General features: G+C 70.8%; 1 protein-coding gene. It reads right to left on the minus strand.

The window, feature by feature from the left end; translation table 11 throughout:
- On the minus strand, nucleotides 1–691 hold a 691-nt coding region (locus VR45_RS41385), incomplete at both ends, for an acyltransferase domain-containing protein (RefSeq protein ID WP_045945145.1).

Consider the following 691-nt stretch of genomic DNA (forward strand, 5'->3'; position numbering starts at 1 on the left):
CGTCCAGCATGCCGTCCATGTGCGCCGAGTGGAACGCGTGGCTGACCCGCAGCCGACGCGTACGACGGTCCGCGAACTGCTCGCGGACACTCTCGACGGCCGCCTCGTCACCCGAAACCACCACCGACCGGGGCCCGTTGACGGCGGCGATGTCCACACCGTCCACGCCGTCCACCAGAACCGCCCGGACCTCCTCCTCCGTCGCCTCCAGGGCCACCATCGCCCCACCACCGGGCAACGCCTGCATCAACCGCGCCCGCGCACCCACCAGCACCGCCGCATCCTCCAACGACAGCACCCCCGCCACATGCGCCGCCGCCAACTCACCGATCGAATGACCCGCGACGAAGTCCGGCCGCACACCCCACGACTCGAACAACCGGAACAGCGCCACCTCCACCGCGAACAACGCCGGCTGCGTCCACCCCGTCTCGTCCAACCCCTCACCCGAAGCGATCACCTCCGCCAAAGGCAGCCCCAACGCCCCCGCCACCGCATCGAAAGCCCCAGCAAACACCGGCTGCGACGCATACAACTCACGCCCCATACCCACCCGCTGGGAACCCTGCCCGGAGAACAGGAACGCCAGACCGCCCGAACCCGCCACCCCCCGCACCACATCCACGCCCTCGGGATCACGCAGCGCCGCCGGATCACCCAGCACCACCGCCCGCTCCTCCAACGCCGCCCG

Origin of the sequence: Streptomyces sp. NRRL S-495, from assembly GCF_000966955.1 — a bacterium.
Taxonomy (GTDB): Bacteria; Actinomycetota; Actinomycetes; order Streptomycetales; family Streptomycetaceae; genus Kitasatospora; species Kitasatospora purpeofusca.